General features: G+C 63.0%; 15 protein-coding genes. 4 read left to right on the forward strand and 11 right to left on the reverse strand.

The window, feature by feature from the left end; translation table 11 throughout:
- Nucleotides 1-2: 2 nt before the first annotated feature.
- From ureC to urtA, 10 genes are all read right to left on the reverse strand, one after another.
- Nucleotides 3-1,709, reverse strand: coding sequence for an urease subunit alpha (gene ureC, locus BW995_RS08155; protein ID WP_076399722.1), 1,707 nt, complete (start codon nucleotides 1,707-1,709; stop codon nucleotides 3-5).
- 45 nt (nucleotides 1,710-1,754) lie between these two features.
- Complete coding sequence (locus tag BW995_RS08160; protein ID WP_076399723.1) at nucleotides 1,755-2,525, reverse strand: DNA alkylation repair protein; 771 nt, start codon at nucleotides 2,523-2,525, stop codon at nucleotides 1,755-1,757.
- Nucleotides 2,522-2,839: an urease subunit beta gene (locus BW995_RS08165; RefSeq protein ID WP_076399724.1), complete on the reverse strand. Its 318-nt coding sequence runs from the start codon at nucleotides 2,837-2,839 to the stop codon at nucleotides 2,522-2,524. The genes BW995_RS08160 and BW995_RS08165 overlap by 4 nt, the downstream gene beginning before the upstream one ends.
- A gap of 24 nt (nucleotides 2,840-2,863) precedes the next feature.
- A complete protein-coding gene (locus BW995_RS08170) occupies nucleotides 2,864-3,166 on the reverse strand; it encodes an urease subunit gamma (protein WP_076399725.1) in 303 nt (100 codons plus the stop codon).
- Nucleotides 3,167-3,207: 41 nt separating this feature from the next.
- Complete coding sequence (locus tag BW995_RS08175) at nucleotides 3,208-4,059, reverse strand: urease accessory protein UreD (protein WP_076399726.1); 852 nt, start codon at nucleotides 4,057-4,059, stop codon at nucleotides 3,208-3,210.
- Nucleotides 4,034-4,744 carry an urea ABC transporter ATP-binding subunit UrtE gene (gene urtE / locus BW995_RS08180; protein ID WP_076399727.1) on the reverse strand — a complete coding sequence of 237 codons (711 nt, stop codon included), beginning with the start codon at nucleotides 4,742-4,744 and terminating at the stop codon, nucleotides 4,034-4,036. Before urtE ends, BW995_RS08175 begins: the two co-directional genes overlap by 26 nt.
- Before the next feature lie 3 nt (nucleotides 4,745-4,747).
- The gene (gene urtD / locus BW995_RS08185; protein ID WP_407656314.1) at nucleotides 4,748-5,518 is read right to left on the reverse strand and encodes an urea ABC transporter ATP-binding protein UrtD; all 771 of its coding nucleotides are present in this window, start codon (nucleotides 5,516-5,518) and stop codon (nucleotides 4,748-4,750) included.
- Between the two features lie 22 nt (nucleotides 5,519-5,540).
- On the reverse strand, nucleotides 5,541-6,686 hold the full coding sequence (gene urtC / locus BW995_RS08190) for an urea ABC transporter permease subunit UrtC (RefSeq protein ID WP_076399728.1): 1,146 nt from the start codon (nucleotides 6,684-6,686) through the stop codon (nucleotides 5,541-5,543).
- Nucleotides 6,687-6,696: 10 nt separating this feature from the next.
- On the reverse strand, nucleotides 6,697-8,274 hold the full coding sequence (gene urtB, locus BW995_RS08195; protein ID WP_076400393.1) for an urea ABC transporter permease subunit UrtB: 1,578 nt from the start codon (nucleotides 8,272-8,274) through the stop codon (nucleotides 6,697-6,699).
- A 101-nt stretch (nucleotides 8,275-8,375) separates the two neighbouring features.
- Complete coding sequence (urtA, locus tag BW995_RS08200; protein WP_456152099.1) at nucleotides 8,376-9,647, reverse strand: urea ABC transporter substrate-binding protein; 1,272 nt, start codon at nucleotides 9,645-9,647, stop codon at nucleotides 8,376-8,378.
- A gap of 477 nt (nucleotides 9,648-10,124) precedes the next feature.
- On the opposite strand from urtA, the gene BW995_RS08205 reads away from it, so the two are divergent.
- Nucleotides 10,125-10,829 (forward strand): response regulator transcription factor, encoded by a 705-nt coding sequence (locus BW995_RS08205; RefSeq protein ID WP_076399730.1) that lies wholly within the window; start codon nucleotides 10,125-10,127, stop codon nucleotides 10,827-10,829.
- 60 nt (nucleotides 10,830-10,889) lie between these two features.
- Here BW995_RS08205 and BW995_RS08210 read toward each other — a convergent pair whose 3' ends face one another.
- Complete coding sequence (locus BW995_RS08210) at nucleotides 10,890-12,182, reverse strand: MFS transporter (RefSeq protein ID WP_076399731.1); 1,293 nt, start codon at nucleotides 12,180-12,182, stop codon at nucleotides 10,890-10,892.
- Nucleotides 12,183-12,437: 255 nt separating this feature from the next.
- Here BW995_RS08210 and BW995_RS08215 point away from each other — a divergent pair, with 255 nt between their 5' ends.
- The 3 genes from BW995_RS08215 to BW995_RS08225 all read left to right on the forward strand — a co-directional run bounded on the left by BW995_RS08215 (nucleotide 12,438) and on the right by BW995_RS08225 (nucleotide 17,021).
- Nucleotides 12,438-14,192 carry a sensor histidine kinase gene (locus BW995_RS08215; protein ID WP_076399732.1) on the forward strand — a complete coding sequence of 585 codons (1,755 nt, stop codon included), beginning with the start codon at nucleotides 12,438-12,440 and terminating at the stop codon, nucleotides 14,190-14,192.
- Nucleotides 14,189-15,499 carry a sigma-54-dependent transcriptional regulator gene (locus BW995_RS08220; protein WP_076399733.1) on the forward strand — a complete coding sequence of 437 codons (1,311 nt, stop codon included), beginning with the start codon at nucleotides 14,189-14,191 and terminating at the stop codon, nucleotides 15,497-15,499. Before BW995_RS08215 ends, BW995_RS08220 begins: the two co-directional genes overlap by 4 nt.
- Before the next feature lie 493 nt (nucleotides 15,500-15,992).
- Nucleotides 15,993-17,021 carry a hypothetical protein gene (locus BW995_RS08225; protein ID WP_076399734.1) on the forward strand — a complete coding sequence of 343 codons (1,029 nt, stop codon included), beginning with the start codon at nucleotides 15,993-15,995 and terminating at the stop codon, nucleotides 17,019-17,021.
- The last annotated feature ends 7 nt before the right edge of the window (nucleotides 17,022-17,028 follow it).

Here is a 17,028-nt window from a genome sequence, read left to right on the forward strand (position 1 = left end):
GATCAGAACAGGAAGTAACGTTGCGCCAGCGGCAATTCCGCCGCCGGTTCGCAGGTCAGCAACTCGCCATCGGCCCGCACTTCATAGGTTTCGGAATCGACTTCCAGATGCGGGCAGGCGTTGTTGTGGATCATGTCGGCCTTGCCGATGGTCCGCACCCCCTGAATGCCGAGCAGGCGACGGCCCAGCCCCAGACGCTCCTTCAGTCCGGCGTCCAGCCCGGCCTGCGACACAAAGGTGACGGAGGTCGCCTGCAACGCCTTGCCATAGCCGCCAAACATCGGGCGATAGTGTACCGGCTGCGGGGTGGGGATCGAGGCGTTGGGGTCGCCCATCAGCGCGGCGGCGATGGTGCCGCATTTCAGCACCATGTCCGGCTTGACCCCGAAGAAGGCCGGTTTCCACAGCACCAGATCGGCCAGCTTGCCGACCGCGATCGAGCCGACGTAGCCGCTGATGCCGTGGGTGATTGCCGGGTTGATGGTGTATTTGGCGATATAGCGTTTGGCGCGCAGGTTGTCGTTGCCGACCTCGCCCGGCAGGTTGCCGCGCTGGGCCTTCATCTTGTGGGCGGTCTGCCAGGTGCGGGTGATCACTTCGCCGATGCGGCCCATCGCCTGCGAGTCCGAGCTCATCATGCTCATTGCGCCCAGATCGTGCAGAATGTCTTCGGCGGCGATGGTCTCGCGCCGGATGCGGCTTTCGGCAAAGGCGACGTCTTCGGGGATGCGCGGGTCCAGATGGTGGCAGACCATCAGCATGTCGAGGTGTTCATCGACGGTGTTGACGGTAAACGGCCGGGTCGGGTTGGTCGAGGACGGCAGGACGTTGCCCACCCCGCACAGGGTGATGATGTCCGGGGCATGGCCGCCACCGGCGCCTTCGGTGTGGAAGGCGTGGATGGTGCGGCCCTTGAAGGCGGCAATGGTGTCTTCGACAAAGCCCGATTCATTGAGGGTGTCGGTGTGGATCGCCACCTGCACGTCAAAACGGTCGGCCACCGACAGGCAGGCGTCAATTGCCGCCGGAGTGGTGCCCCAGTCCTCGTGCAGCTTCAGGCCACAGGCCCCGGCGCGGATCATTTCTTCCAGTGCCTGCGGCTGGGTGGCGTTGCCCTTGCCGAAAAAGCCGACGTTGACCGGCAGCCCTTCGGCGGCCTGCAACATCCGCTCCATGTGCCACGGGCCGGGGGTGCAGGTGGTGGCGTTGGTGCCTTCCGCCGGGCCGGTGCCGCCGCCCAGCAGGGTGGTCACACCGGCATAAAGGGCGTCGTCGCTTTGTTGCGGGCAGATGAAATGGATGTGCGAGTCAATACCGCCAGCGGTCAGGATGCGGCCTTCCCCGGCGATCACTTCGGTGCCGGGGCCGACGATGATATCCACGTTCGGCTGAATGTCCGGGTTGCCCGCCTTGCCAATCGCACAGATCAACCCGTCCTTCAGCCCGACATCGGCCTTGACGATCCCCCAGTGGTCGAGGATCAGCGCATTGGTGATCACCGTATCAACCGCGCCCTCGGCCCGTGACAGTTGCGACTGCCCCATGCCGTCGCGGATCACCTTGCCGCCGCCGAACTTGACCTCTTCGCCATAGGTGGTGAAGTCGCGTTCCACCTCGATCAGCAGGTTGGTGTCCCCCAGCCGGACCTTGTCGCCGGTGGTCGGGCCGAACATGGAGGCATAGGCTTTGCGCTCGATGGTATGTGCCATGGGGTTGGTCCTTGTTGTGGGCGGCAAGAGGGGGGAGCGGGGGAATCAGGTCAGGCTGCGCAGGGCGCGGGTACAGATGCGGTCGGTGGCCGGGGTCGGGGTGTCGCTGCGCCAGTCTTCACACAGGGCGCGCACCCAGTCCGGCTGGTCTTTGGCAGCATCGTTCAGCCAGTTGGCCACCGAGTCCTGCACATAGACCGCCGGGTCGGTGCGCAGCGGAGCCAACAGCGGCAAGCCCAGTGCCGGGTCTTTTTTCAGCGCCGGGATATGGCTGCACCACACCCCGCGCGGGCGCAGGGCTTCACTGGCAAAGCGGCGCACCCGTTCGGACGGGGAGGCCGTCCACGGGATCAGGGCATCAATGCTGTCGGACAAGGTTTGAACCAGCGCAGGGCGAACCGCCAGCCAGGCCCATTCGCGCACCCCGAAATGCGGGTCATCGGCCAGCGGCTGGATGGTCTGTAGCCGCTGCTGCGGCTCGCTGGCGGGATCGGCCCCGATCATGAAGCAGGCCCAGCCGCGCACGGTGTCCGACAGGTGGCTCTGACAGGTGGCAATCGCCGACGGCCCGACTGTTTCCAGCAGCAAGGCGGCGATGGCGGCCATCCGCTTGACGATCCCCAGGTCGGTTGCGGCCTGTGCGGCGGCCAGACTGGCGGCGGGCAGGTCGGGGAAAACGCAGCGCAGCAGGCGCGCCTGATCAATCGCCAGCCCTTCGGTGAGGGTGGCGGTGGCCAGCGTGCCGCAGCTCAGGGCGTCGAGGACATCCGGCGGGATGTCCTGCATGCGGCTGGCTCCCTTGCGCGCGGTGCTCATTCGGCACCCGGCAGGGGGCCGTTGATCTCGCCGCGAAAGCCCCAGATGGTGCGGGTTCCGGCGTAAGCCACCAAGGCGACGGTGCGGGTCTGGCCCGGCTCGAAACGGGTGGCGGTGCCCGCCGGAATGTCCAGCCGGTAGCCCAGCGCCGCCTGTCGGTCAAACGACAGGGCCGGGTTGGTTTCGGCAAAGTGGTAATGGCTGCCAACCTGAATCGGGCGGTCGCCGGTGTTGGCAACGCTCAGGGTCAGGGTCGGGCGGTCGGCGTTGAGGATGATCTCGCCGTCCTGGGGGATGATTTCGCCGGGGATCATGGGGAGCGTCCTTGTCAGCGGGGATCAGCGGATCGGATTGTGGACGGTGACCAGCTTGGTCCCGTCGGGAAAGGTGGCCTCGACCTGGATTTCGTGCAGCATCTCGGCAATGCCGTCCATCACCTGCGCCCGGGTCAGCACTTCGGCCCCGCTTTGCATCAGCGCGGCCACCGGGCGGCCATCACGGGCGCCTTCGACCACATGGTCGGTGATCAGCGCCACCGCTTCGGGGTAGTTCAGCTTTACCCCGCGTTGCAGGCGGCGTTCGGCGACCATCGCGGCCATCGCCACCAGCAGCTTGTCTTTCTCGCGTGGACTGAGGTTCATCCCGGCCTTCTCCTGTTGGCGGTTGCAAAGATAAATGAGTGTCAGATGTCCCACAGGCGCGGCATACGGGCCGCCCCGCCGCCGGTGCCGTGGCGCAGCAGGCTCCATACCTGTCCGAAACTGGCGCGCAGGCGCTGGGCGTCGCTGTCCAGCCAGCGGACCAGCAACAGGCCGTTGACCACTGTCGCCCCGGCCCGTCCGCCATGGCTCGCCAGTAGCTCGCGCACTGCGTCACGCCACGCCAGCGGCTCGGGGGTCAGCAGCAGGGCAGTGGCACAGGCGACCGCCCCGGCGAACCCGGCAGAGGCCGACAGAACGGCGGGGTCATCGACATGCAGGGCATCGGCCCATACCAGCCGTCCGTCCCGCTGCACCCGCCATTCGTCGCGCGCCAACCCACGGGTAAAGCGTTCCCCGCGTGCGGTGCGCCCGAACACCAGCATTTCGCCCGCCAGCACCTGCGCGCTGCCGCTGGCGTCGATACGGGTCAGGCGGCGCAGGCGGGCACCGTCGAACAGGATGGTTTCCTGCGGCAGAAATTCCAGCCAGCCGCCGTCGGCCACGCTGAGGGCGACATCAATATCAACGTCGTCGCCGGTCGAGCGGTACAGCTTTTCCGCCGCACTGGCGATCACCGTCGCCCGCGAGCCATCGCGCACGCTGGCGGTCAGGGTCAGGCGGTCGCCGCCGGTCAGCCCGCCGGAGGTGGTAACCAGCGCCGCCTGCACCGGCTCGCCGGTGGGTGGGGTGGGGAACAGCACCCGCAGCGGGGCCTGCTGGTACAGGTGCGCCAATCGTCCGTCGGCAAAGGCCAGCTCGGCCCGCCCGGTCATGCGCGGCAGGGGAGGGGGAGAAACCGGCCGGTTCTCAGACGGTAAGATAGCGTCGAACATCATCCTCTACCATGGTGGCGGCCTGACCGGACAGCACCACTTCGCCGCGGTCCATCACGGCGAAATCGTCGGCCAATTCCTTCGCAAAGTCAAAGTATTGCTCGACCAGAACCACCGCCATGTTCCCCCATTCGGCCAGCTTGCCATCGGCCAGCAGGCGAATGACCCGACCGATGTCCTTGATGATCGACGGCTGGATGCCTTCGGTCGGCTCATCGAGGATCAGCAGACGCGGGCGGGTGACCAGCGCGCGGGCGATGGCCAGCTGTTGCTGCTGCCCGCCCGACAGGTCGCCACCGCGCCGGTGCAGCATGGTTTTCAGCACCGGAAACAGCTCGAAAACATCATCGGGGATGGTGCGTTTGCCGCGTGGCAGTGGCGCAAAGCCGGTTTCGAGGTTTTCCCGCACCGTCAGGCGGGCAAAAATCTCGCGCCCCTGCGGCACAAAGCCGATCCCGTGGCGGGCGCGGTCGTGGGCGCTGAGGCGGGTGATGTCCTTGCCTTCCCAACTGATCGCCCCGGTCTTGACCGCCTGCAAGCCCATGATCGCCCGCATCAGGCTGGTCTTGCCGACGCCGTTGCGGCCCAGAACGCAGGTGACGCGCCCTGGCTGGGCGCTCAGTGACACCCCGCGCAGGGCGTGGCTGGCACCGTAAAACAGGTTGATGGTGTCGATGTTCAGCATGGTTCAGCGCCCCAGATAGACTTCGACGACTTTCGGATTGGCCTGCACGGCATCCAGCGAGCCTTCGGCCAGCACCGAGCCTTCGTGCAGCACGGTGACTTTTGCCCCCAGCGCCCGGACAAACTCCATGTCGTGCTCGACCACCACCAGCGAGCGGGTCTTGTCGCGGGCCAGATCAAGGATCAGCTCGGCGGTGGCCTCGGTTTCGGCGTCGGTCATCCCGGCCACCGGCTCGTCCAGCAGCAACAGGCGTTGGTCCTGCATCAGCAACATGCCGATTTCCAGCCATTGTTTCTGGCCGTGCGACAGGGACCCGGCCTGTTGGCGGGCCTTGTCGGCCAGCCCGACCCGCTGCAGGGTGGCGGCAATCTGCTCGGCCTGCTGCCCCGACAGGCGGAAAAACAGCGTAGCGAGGGTGCTGCGGTTGGTCTTTAACGCCAGTTCGAGGTTTTCAAACACGCTCAGGTGCTCGAACACCGTCGGCTTCTGGAACTTGCGGCCAATGCCGAGCGTGGCAATCGCCGATTCATCCAGTCGGGTCAGGTCAATGTTCTGGTCAAACAGCACGTCGCCCTTGTCGGGGCGGGTCTTGCCGGTGATCACGTCCATCATGGTGGTCTTGCCCGCCCCGTTGGGGCCGACGATGGTGCGCAGCTCGCCGGGGGCAAGCACCAGCGACAGCGAATTCAGCGCCCGAAAGCCGTCAAAGCTGACCGTCACCCCGTCGAGGTACAAAATCGAACCCGCTGCCAGCACGCCGGGACCGGCGGGCATGTCGATGGTGGGCATGGCGTCATCAAGCATGTCGGGCCTCCTTTTCTTCGGTGACGGCTGAACGGCGGAACAGGCGTGCTTTGCTTTGGGCCCACAGCCCGATCAGGCCCTTGGGCATCCCCAGTGTGACGATGATGAACAGCGCCCCCAGCAGGAACAGCCACAACTCGGGGGCGGCACCGGTCAGCCAGGTCTTGGCGCCGTTGACCGCAAAGGCTCCCAGAATGGCCCCGATCAGGGTGCCGCGCCCGCCGACCGCCACCCAGATGGCAATCTCGATCGAGTTGGCAGGGGAAAATTCCGACGGGTTGATGATCCCGACCTGCGGCACGTACAAGGCTCCGGCCACCCCGGCCAGCATTGCCGACAGGGTAAAGACGAACAGCTTGATGGCGGTCGGGGAATAACCCAGAAAGCGCACCCGGCTTTCGGCGTCGCGCACCGCCATCATCACCCGCCCCAGTTTCGAGGTGACGATGAAGCGGGCCAGCAGGAAGGCCAGCCCCAGCACCACCGCCGAGGCCAGATACAGCCCCATTTTGGTCGATGGCAAGGCGAGGTCAAAGCCGAAGATGTCCTTGAAATCGGTCAGGCCGTTGTTGCCGCCAAAGCCCATTTCGTTGCGGAAAAAGGCCAGCATCAGGGCATAGGTCATTGCCTGGGTGATGATCGACAGATAGACCCCGGTGATGCGCGAGCGGAAGGCCAGCCAGCCGAATACAAAGGCCAGCGCGCCGGGGATCACCACCACCATCAGCAGGGCAAACCACGGCTGGCTGAAGCCGAACCAGTACCACGGCAGCTCTTGCCAGTTGAGGAACACCATGAAGTCGGGCAGGTCGGCGTTGCCGTACACTCCCCGGCTGCCGATGGCGCGCATCATGTACATGCCGATGGCATAGCCGCCGAGGGCGAAAAAGGCACCGTGGCCCAGCGACAGCACGCCGCAATAGCCCCACACCAGATCCATCGCCAGCGCCAGCAGGGCATAGCACAGGTATTTGCCCAGCAGGGTGACCATGTAGTTGGGCAGATGCAGGGCCGAGTCCACCGGGACGGCCAGATTCAGCACCGGTACCAGCACCAGAAACACCAGCGCGCCAACCGCAAGGCCGGTCCACAGGCGGCGGTTGCCACAGGTGAGCAGGCGGGCAGAGAAGGATGTCATGATAGTCTCCTTAACCCTCGACCGAACGGCCCTTGAGGGCGAACAGCCCGCGCGGACGTTTCTGGATGAACAGGATGATGGCGACCAGCACCAGAATTTTCCCCAGCATCGCCCCGGCATAGGGTTCCAGCAGCTTGTTGACCAGCCCCAGCGACAGCGCACCGACCAGCGTGCCCCACAGCGAGCCGACGCCGCCGAACACCACCACCATGAACGAGTCCACGATATAGCCCTGTCCGAGGTTGGGGCTGACGTTGCCGATCTGGCTGAGCGCCACCCCGGCAATCCCGGCAATCCCCGAGCCAAGGCCAAAGGTGGCGGCATCGATCCGACCGGTCGGAATGCCCATCGCCGAGGCCATCGGGCGGTTCTGGGTGACGGCGCGCATGAACAGGCCAAAGCGTGACCAGCGCAGCACGGCGGCCAGCGCCAGCAGCACGGCGAGGCAGAACAGGATGATCACCACCCGGTTATAGGTCAGGGTGAAGCCGCCGATCAGCTCGATGCCGCCGGTCATCCATGCCGGGTTGGCGACTTCGCGGTTGGAGGCTCCGAACAGCGAGCGCACCAGTTGTTGCAGCATCAGCGAAATGCCCCAGGTGGCGAGCATCGTTTCCAGTGGTCGGCCATAGAGGAAGCGGATTACCGTCCGTTCCAGCAGGACCCCGACGGCAAAGGTCACCACAAAGGCCACCGGCACGGCGATCACCAGATACAGGCCGAAATAGTCGGGTGGCAGCAGGGCACGGACGGCCTCCTGCACCACAAAGGTGCTATAGGCCCCCAGCATGATCATTTCGCCGTGGGCCATGTTGATCACCCCCATCACCCCAAAGGTGACGGCCAGACCAATGGCGGCCAGCAACAGCACGCTGCCGAGGCTGATGCCCTGAAAGATGTTGACGCCAATGCCGATCAGGCCAAGGCGGTTTTCAATCGACGAGACGGCTTTCTGGGCGGCGGCCTTCACCTGCGGGTCGCTGTCACCGTCGGCCAGTGGTTGCAGCAGGCCGCGCACTTGCGGATCGGACGAGGCCGCCAGTTGGGCAATGGCGCTCAGGCGGTGAGCCGGGTCGCTGTCCGCCAGATCAAGGCGGGCGACCGCTTGCGACAACAGTGCCTTGATCGCCGGGACGGTTTCGGCGGCCAGCGCCTTGCGCACGGTGTCGGCGGCATCGGGATTGGGGGTGGCCAGCATCGACTCTGCCGCTTGCTGGCGGATCACCGGGTCACTGTTCAGCAGGCCCAGTTGCCCGGCAGCGGCGCGCAAGGCCCCGCGCAGGCGGTTGTTGACGGTGATTGCCGCCGCATCGCTGGCGGCGACCGTGGCACCGCTGACCGCATCGCGATAGCTGCCGCTCTGTTCGATCAGGATGGTGCCGTCAGCGGTGGCGTACAGACGGCCATCGGCCATGGCTTCAAAGACCGCTGCCGCCCGGCCATCGCCGAGGGCGGCCAGTGTGTCGGCGGCGGTCAGCTTGTCACTGAAACTGTCGGCGTTCAGCGCCCGCACCGCTCCGGCGAAATCGTCGGCATAGGCGGGGGAGCAGACCAAAAGAGCCACAAGGGCCAGAACCAGCTTGAGCATCTTCACGGGCAACCCCCGTTGTTGCAGGATGAAAGGGAGGCAGAGGCACGGCGGGCCAGAACTGCCGTTGGCGGACGGCAGTCTGGCCCCGGGCGTAGGTGTTAGTTCTTGAACTTCGGCTCGGTGCAGTTGCCGCAGACCCACGGATAGGTCCAGTCGGCGGTCAGCTTGGCGCTTTCCGGGATGTACGGGCTCCAGGCATCGGCCTTGATCACGCCGTTGGTCTTCCACACGGTCTGCAACTGGCCATCGGCCTGAATTTCACCGATGAACACCGGCTTCGACAGGTGGTGGTTGGTGTTCATCACCGCAACGCCGCCGGTCAGGTTCTTGACCTTCTGGCCGTACATCGCCTGACGGACCGCATCAACGTCGGTGGTGCCAGCCTGCTGCACCGCCTGGGTCCACATCTTGAAGCCGATGTAGGTGGCTTCCATCGGGTCATTGGTCACGCGCTTGGGGTTCTTGGTGAAGTCGTGCCATTGCTTGATGAAGGCAGTGTTTTCCGGCGACTTGACCGATTCAAAGTAGTTCCAGGCGGCCAGATGGCCAACGAGATTCTTGGTGTCGATACCGGCCAGTTCTTCTTCCCCGACCGAGAACGCCACCACCGGGATCTGGTCTGCCTTGATGCCCTGGTTGGCCAGTTCCTTGTAGAACGGCACGTTGGCATCGCCGTTGATGGTCGAAACCACCGCCGTCTTCTTGCCCGCCGAAGCGAATTTCTTGATGTCCGCGACGATGGTCTGCCAGTCGCTATGGCCGAACGGGGTGTAGTTGACCATGATGTCGTCGGCGGCGACGCCCTTGGACTTCAGGTAGGATTCGAGAATCTTGTTGGTGGTGCGCGGATAGACGTAATCGGTGCCAGCCAGCACCCAGCGCTTCACTTCGCCGCCGTCCTTGCTCATCAGGTAATCGACGGCCGGGATCGCCTGCTGGTTGGGGGCGGCACCGGTGTAGAACACATTGCGCGAGCTTTCTTCGCCTTCGTACTGCACCGGGTAGAACAGCAGGCCGTCAAGCTGTTCGACCACCGGCAGCACCGACTTGCGCGACACCGAGGTCCAGCAGCCAAAGATCGCCGCCACCTTGTCCTTTTCCAGCAGCTCGCGGGCCTTTTCGGCAAACAGCGGCCAGTTGGAGGCCGGGTCAACCACCACCGCTTCGACCTTTTTGCCCAGCAGGCCGCCGTGCTTGTTGAGGTCATCGACCATCATCAGGACAGTGTCCTTGAGGGTGGTTTCCGAGATTGCCATCGTGCCGGACAGCGAATGCAGCACGCCGACCTTGATGGTGTCATCGGCAGCCTTGGCCGACGAAACCGACAGCATCGAGGCGGCAGCGAGCAGGCCGAGGCCCAAAGAGCGCATGAACTTCATGGAGTGTCCCCCGTTCGAGACGTTGCGTAAGACGGCGGACACAACGCAAGAGGCGGGCCAGTTTGGTCATCCATTTGATATGGAATGATTTTCCATGTTTCTGGCCGGTGGGGCAGGGGCGAAAAGGGACGCGGATGATGGAATGGTATTCACGTCAGGCTTAAAAATCATTCATATGGCATAATGCGGATTGTGCAGCGCATCTTGTGAGTTTTCTGAGTGATGTGAAAAATGTTTAAAAACAGGATTGTAAATATTTTTCATATATATTTCTGAAAGCCTATTTTTTAATCACTCAATGAAATTTTTATTTCTATATTATTTCTGATAATAGACAAATATTTATGGCTGGCAAGAGAATTTCTTCTCTTCCAGCGGGACAGCGATGAAAACCGGTTGACCTGAATGACTATACGTGGCCCTTGTTTCTGGTATTTTTCTGAAAGCAGGGCTGGGTGGATTTTTGCGATGACGGCTAACCCGCATATTCTGGTGGTGGATGATGATCCGGCGGTGCGGGCGGTGATGTGCGCCTGTCTGACCACGGCGGGCTATCGCGTCGATCAGGCCGAAGACGCCGCCGGGCTGAAGGCCTGGCTGAACCACGGCGGAGTGGACCTGATCCTGCTGGATGTCAATCTGCCGGATGGGGATGGCATGGCGCTGGCGCGACAGGTGCGGGCCAGTGGCGATACCGCCATCATTATGGTCACCGAGCGGGGGACGCCGGATGACCGGGCGCTGGGGCTGGAGATCGGCGCAGACGACTATCTGCCCAAGCCGGTCTATCCGCGCGAGCTGTTGGCGCGGATCAGGAACGTGCTGGACCGCCGTGCCCCTGCTCCGGCGAGCGCGAAAAACCGGCTGGTCTTTGCCGGTTGGAGCCTCGATACCGTCGAACGGGTGGTGGTCGACACCGTGGGGCGGGCGCTGGAGCTGACTCCGGCAGAATTTGATCTGCTGGTGGTGCTGGTCAGCCGGGCCGGACGGATTCAAAGCCGTGATCAACTGATGGCCGCGCTGGGCTCCGCCGAGGCGGACTCCGGGCCGCGCAGCATCGACATCCTGATCAGCCGGTTACGTAAAAAGCTCGATCCGTCCGGCGATGGCGGGCTGATCGAAACCTGCCGGGGGCATGGCTACCGTTTTACCGCCAAGGTGAAAAAGGGATAACAGAACCGCCCCGCAACCGACAGGCTGCGGGGCGATTGATCACCGACATGGAAGAAGGATTTAGTCTTCCTTGATGGCGCTGCTCTTGCTGGTGTCGCGCATGAACAGGTAGACGCACAGGGACACGCCGATCATCACCGTCACGTACCAGTAAAAGCCCTGTTCCCAGCCCCGGCTCTTGAATTGCAGGGCGACGAATTCGGCGGTGCCACCGAACAGGGTGTTGGCCAGCGCATAGGGCAGGGCGACGCCCAGCGCGCGGATGTGGGCGGGGAACAGTTCAGCCTTCACCACCGCGTTGATCGAGGTATAGCCGGTCACGATCAGCAGGGCGGCCATCACCAGCAGGCCAGCGGTCAGCGGGTCTTTGGTGCTTTCCAGCGTCGAGAAGATCGGATAGGTGAACAGCACACCGGCCACGCCAAAGGCAATCATCAGCGGCTTGCGGCCGATCTTGTCCGACAGGCCCCCGGCCAGCGGCTGGATCAGCATGAACACGAACAGGGTGATGGCGTTCAGTTCACTGGCGGCTTCCTTGCTGAAGCCCGAGGTGTTGACCAGGAACTTTTGCATGTAGATCGAATAGGCATAGAAGGCCAGCGTGCCGCCTGCGGTCAGCAACATCACCAGCGCGGTTTCCTTCGGGTGCTTGGTGACCAGTTCCCAGAAGCCGGACTTCTTGCTGGTGTCGGTCTTGGCGTTCTTGAAGCTTTCGGTTTCGGCCAGCCCACGACGCAGCCAGAACACCACCACCGCCAGCGCCGCACCGACAAAGAACGGGATGCGCCAGCCCCAGGCGCTGAGGTCGGCCTTGTCCAGGGTGTTTTGCAGGACCAGCAGCACGGCAATGGCCAGCAACTGGCCGGAAATCAGGGTGACGTACTGGAACGAGGAGAAAAAGCCGCGCCGGTCCTTGCCGGCCATTTCCGACAGGTAGGTGGCCGAGGCGCCATATTCGCCGCCAACCGACAGCCCTTGCATCAGGCGGGCAATCACCAGCAGGGCCGGAGCCGCGACACCGATGCTGTCATAGCCGGGAGTCAGGCCGATGATCAGCGACCCGGCGCACATCAGCGTCACCGACAGGGTCAGGCCGGACTTCCGGCCCTTGCGGTCGGCGTACAGGCCCATGATCCACGCCCCGACCGGACGCATCACAAAGCCGACGGCAAACACCGCCGCCGAGTTCAGCAACTGGGCGGTCTGGTCACCGGAGGGGAAAAAGTGCGGAGCAAAGTACAAGGCAAAGGCGGCATAGACATACCAGTCGAACCATTCGACCAGATTGCCGGTTGAACCACCGATGATCGACTTCAGGCGCGTGTTGTGCGCGATGGGGGCCTGTGTGGACACTGTTGTTTCCTCTGGCTCTATTGTCTCTGGTCGCAGGTAGATGTCACCACCTGCCCTCGGGACCCGATGAACGTTGGTGTCATCTTGAGGTCACCGCACTAGAGCACTCGGGATAACGGAGCTTCAAGGCTGCTGTAGAGGCATCGCTATCTGTCTATGAACACAGGAAAAAATGCCGAAGGCAGCCATTTTTCGCCGCCTGTTTGTGCAAGATTCTGCGTGACAGGATGGTAGTTTGCGCAATATCCTGCACAAATGCTGGACCCGTCGCGCAAGATCAGGATTGTTTTTGTTTCCGTGGTGGTGTTGCTGCTGGCCGCCTTGTGGCTGGCGGCGCTGGTGCTGGCACGCCATCAGGCCCTGAACGAACTGGCCGCCGAGACCGATGCTCTGGCCCGCCAGCATGGCCGGGTGATCGACAGCGAGCTGGCCCGCTTTCGCCTGTTGCCGATTGTGCTGAGTGAGTATGGCGACCTTGCAGCGGTGTTGGCGACCCCGACGGTGGACGATCAACGGCGGCTGAGCGAAAAGCTGCGCGGCCTTGCCGGGAAGACCGGGGCGTCGGTGCTGTATCTACTCAATCGCACGGGCCGGGCGGTGGTCGGGTCGAATTTTGACCGGCCCGACAGTTTTGTCGGGCAGGAATTTGCGTTCCGGCCCTATTTCTCGCGGGCGATGGCCGACGGGGGCAGCGAGTATTTCGGCGCTGGCGTCCTGACCGGGCGACCGGGCCTGTTCCTTGCCCGCCGTCTGGGGGAGGGGCCGGACCGTGCGCTGGGGGTGGTGGTGGTGAAGTACGAATTCGCCACCCTGACGCAGAACTGGGGCGGTGATCCGGGCGAAACGCTGATCACCGACGAGCGCGGGATCATTCTGGCCGCCGCTGATCCGTCGCAATTGCTGACCACGGTGATGCCGTTGTCCACGCAGGACCGGCAGGCGATTGCGGCCAGCGGCCAGTACGGCACGGCGGCATTGCGCGAGGGGCGTTATCGCTGGCTGGGGCCAGACCGGATGCTGATCGGCGGCACGGACGAGGCGGTGATGGTGACGGTGCCGGTGGCGGGCACCAACCTCCGTTTGCTGCACCTGATGAAAACGGCTCCGGCCTTGCGGGCGGCGACCTATCGCGCCTGGGGGATGGCGGTGCCGATTGTTGCTGGTGGGGTGCTGATCGCGCTGTTGATGTGGAACCGGCTGACCCGTGCCGCCCGCCTTGCCGCCGACCGGCGGGCGCTGGAGCAGGCGGTGTCCGAACGGACGCAGCAGTTACAGGAAGAAATGGGCAAGCGGGCGTTGGCCGATCAGCGGTTCCGTGACACCCGCGAAGAACTGGAACAGGCCAACCGGCTGGCTTCGGTCGGGTCGATTGCCGCCGGGTTGATGCATGAAATCAACCAGCCGGTGGCGACCATCCGCACCCTGTCGGAAAATGCCTGCCACCATCTGGCGGCCAACCGACTGGAGAAAGTGAAAAACAATCTGGACGTCACTATTGCGATGACCGAGCGGATTGCCACCATCACGCAGGAAATGCGCCGCTTTGCCCGCCGCAAGCACGGACAGACCAGCCGCGAGCCGCTGGAGGGCGTGATTGCCGGGGCCTTGCTGCTGGTCGAGGATCGTTTGCGCCGACAGGGCATTACCCTTCAACGACCGGAGGGGGCCTTGCCGCAGGTGCTGGCCGAGCGGGTGCGGTTGGAGCAGGTGCTGGTCAATCTGCTGCAAAATGCCCTTGATGCGGTCGAGGGCATCCCCGCCCCCGCCATCGCGCTGACCGTTGAGCAGGGGGAGGGCTCTGTGGTGCTGACGGTGGCCGACAACGGGCCGGGGATTGATCCGGCGCTGGGCAAACAGATTTTCCTGCCCTTTGTCACCGGCAAGCCCGATGGGCTGGGGCTGGGGTTGGGCATTGCCCACGACATCATGGTGGATTTGGGGGGAACGCTGACGGTGGCGGAGTCTCCGTTGGGCGGTGCGGCGCTGGCAATGACGATGAGGACGGCATGATGACCCCGGAATCCTTGCGTATCCTGCTGGTCGAAGACGACGTAGCGTTCAGTGCGGCGCTGATGGATTCCTTTGCCATCGCCGAACTGGAGGTAGAGCTGCACGCCGACGGGCAGTCGGCGCTGAGCAGTATTACCGCATCGCCGCCGGCGGTGGTGATCACCGATGTACGCATGCCCCGGCTGGATGGCAATGATCTGCTGGATGCGGTGCAGGCGGTGGACCCGGAGGTGCCGGTGATCATGATGACCGGCCATGGTGACATTGCGATGGCGGTGTCGGCCCTGAAACGCGGTGCCTATGACTTCATTGAAAAGCCGTTTGTCACTGAATACCTGATTGCCTCGGTGCGGCGGGCGCTGGAAACCCGGCGATTGGTGCTGGAAAACCGCCGCCTGCGCCAGATGGCGGCAGAAAACGAGGGCCACTTTCCCTTGCTGGGGCAAACGGCGGTGATGACGCGGGTGCGCGATACCGTCCGGCAAGTGGCGGGAGCTGACGTTGATGTGTTGCTCGAAGGCGAAACCGGCACCGGCAAGGAACTGGTGGCCCACCTGCTGCACCGCTGGAGCCGTCGCCAGCGGCGGAGCTTTGTGACCATCGACTGCGCCGCCTTGCCCGAGGGGCAGGCGGACGAGCTGCTGTTCGGCGGTCGCATCCGGCGCGGTCGGCTGGCCGAAGCTCACCGGGGCACCCTGTTTCTGGATGGGGTGGAACACCTGTCGCCGACGCTGCAAGGCCGCCTGTTGCGCGCCATCGAAGAGCGGGAAGTGGTCTCGCCCTCTGGGGAAACGACGGTTCTTGATGTGCGGGTGGTGGCCTCGGCAACGCAGGATGTACAGCGGGCGGTCGCGGAAGGCCGGCTGCGGGCCGATTTTGTCTATCGCCTGGGCACGGTCAAAATCCACCTGCCGCCACTGCGGGAGCGGCGGGCCGATGTCGGGCTGCTGTTCAGCTATTTCCTCGACGAAGCCTCCCGCCAGCACGGCGTTCCCCGCCCGGCGATCGGGGCCGAGGTGGAAGCCCGCCTGCTGACCGACGACTGGCCGGGGAACGTGCGGGAACTGCGCAACTTTGCCACCCAGTTGGCGCTGGGGCTGGTCCGCGACCCGATTGCCGCCGCGCAGGGGCTGGGGCTGAGCGAGCAGATGGACATCTTTGAAGCCGGGGTGCTGCGCAAGATGCTGGAACAGTGTGATGGCGATGCCGGACGCGCCGCCGACGCCCTGCACCTGCCCCGGCGCAGCCTGTATGCGCGGTTGCAGAAACACGGGATCGTGCCGCGCAGTTATCGTGGGCGGGAGTGAGTGTTTTTGGCGGAAACGGCAGGAAAAATGGAAGACAAGAAAAAACGATAGGAGCGGACCGGTCACGGGCAATGTTGGAGGTGGAACGCTGTAAAGCGTTGTAAAGAGTGCGAAATAGATGATCGCCTGATGTATCACTCCGGTTCACATCGACGCATTGCCAACCCGCAGTCAGGTCATTGCCCTGACTGCGGGTTGGGCAACAAGACACTGGCTGCTTTCCCGACTGGAAAGCGGCCTTTTGCTTGCCGGGTTCTGCGTCCCTGAATTCCTGTCCACTGATCTTCGCTATGGTTTGGGTCTCTATGGCGGCTGGAAGTCTGTTCTGTCGGGCGTCCATAGGGCTGGCACTGAGTGGAGTTATGATGTCTGATTAGACACTTTATAGTAGAGCTATTTGAAATTAATTTATTCAAGGTGTATCTCTAAGCTTGAATGAGTTCCATCATACAGACGCTGTGCCCAAGGAAAACGATATACTGGGAGGCTGGAAATGGCGGATGAAAACACCCTTCTTTCCGATGACCGTGATATTCGGATTATGGAGATCAAGGCGGGGATCAAAAAAGTCATATATGGGACTACGATCGGCGCGGTGGCGCTGGCCTTTTTCCCGTTTGCGCAGGAAACCGCGAAGGTGGCGTTCAGTTATTTGATAGAAGAGCGCAGAAGTCTGGCAGAGCAAAGGGTCGATTATCGCTCCTTCTTGGAAAGCCTCAAGGTGGAAGCCCGCAGTAAAAATCTCGAAGACCGAATTGTTCTGGCGGAATTTTATGCCACTGTTTCCCCTGATATGCAGACACGAGAATTATGGGGAAATTTTCTCGATAAACTGATGAATCAACGTGAAAAGTTACGTCAGTCAGAGATCAGGGCAGAGACAACACGTATGTCGAAGGACGCCTCTGATGAAGAAAAGCTTACAGCAGACCTTCAGGCTGAACAATTGAAGGTTAGTGCGGCTGCCGGGGGGCGAAACCCGATTGTGATGGAGTCGTTTCAGGACCTGCTGATACAGCTTGACTCTCCAGATTTATCTACGCGCCGCGCCGCGCGTTCTGCGATGGCCCGGATGGGGACTGGGTTGGTTCGCCCCGCAACAGCAGAACTTCTGGCACCCGACTTGTCGTATCGCGAGCGTTTGGGATTGATGGTGGCGCTTACGGAAATGCTGCGCGGAAACAAAGGCGAGCGTGCGAATATTGCCTCGGCGATTGAAACGGCATCTTTAGCGCAATTCTTGAAAATGGCGACGGATGCGGACCGTACGCTGCGCATTTATGCGGGGGAGTTTCTCTCTGATCTTGGTGACCCAAGAGTATTCGAACTCGTGCCAAGCATTTGGCCCTCTGTCACGTCCGATGACGGTCGGTTCAATTTGGCGCTGACCATGAAGGGAGCAGCCCCCTATGTGTCAGGTGACCAAGCGAAGACGGCAAAAAAGATTTTGGCGGAGCACATGGGAGAGGTCGGGCTAAAAACCGATAAAGTACTTCAAGAGGCTCTGAGTCTGATACCATAGGAGACTC

Origin of the sequence: Insolitispirillum peregrinum (genome assembly GCF_900156605.1) — a bacterium.
Lineage (GTDB): Bacteria > Pseudomonadota > Alphaproteobacteria > Rhodospirillales > Rhodospirillaceae > Insolitispirillum > Insolitispirillum peregrinum.